Annotated in this window: 1 protein-coding gene; it reads right to left on the reverse strand. The window is 67.2% G+C overall.

Annotated features, from left to right (window positions below; all coding sequences use genetic code 11):
* On the reverse strand, window positions 1-533 hold a 533-nt coding region (locus HGG74_RS21285; RefSeq protein ID WP_205762290.1), incomplete at its 3' end, for a hypothetical protein.
* Window positions 534-551: the final 18 nt, after the last annotated feature.

Here is a 551-nt window from a genome sequence, read left to right on the forward strand (position 1 = left end):
CTGCCCTGCGGGGCGGCCTTTGTCGTACCCGTGGCAGCCCCTGCCAGCCCCTCAGGCGGGATAGAAACCGCATGTGAAACGGGGGAAAGGGAAGTATCTGCGGGGCTCTCAGCGGGCAGGCTGGGGGCTGCCGTGGCAGGGGCCTTGGCAGGTCCAGCCTCCAGCATGCGCAGGCTGCGGGCTTGGGCTTCAATGATCCGGTCACGTTCGGCGGCCACCGCCTCCGCGACGGCGGCCCGGCGCTCCGCTTCCACCAGAAGGGCCCGCACCCTTTCAAGTTCGGCTTGCACGTCGCCTGTCAGGCTGTCAGTTTGGGCTGTCGTGGGGGCCTGCACGGGGGTATCAGCGGCAGGTGCCGGGGTAGTCCGCTGCATTAGCCCCAGTTCCACCAGGACAGGCACCGGGATACGCCAGCCCTTGTCAGTCTGTACGGCACCTTTGGCCAGTAGTTCTGTACGTTTCCTGCGGATCGTGGACTCACTGACACCGCAGGCTTTCGCGGCCTCAGCAAGGCCAAGGGTGGGGGCTTCCATCCCGTCAGGCTACCGGCC

The organism is Arthrobacter mobilis, from assembly GCF_012395835.1.
GTDB lineage: Bacteria > Actinomycetota > Actinomycetes > Actinomycetales > Micrococcaceae > Crystallibacter > Crystallibacter mobilis.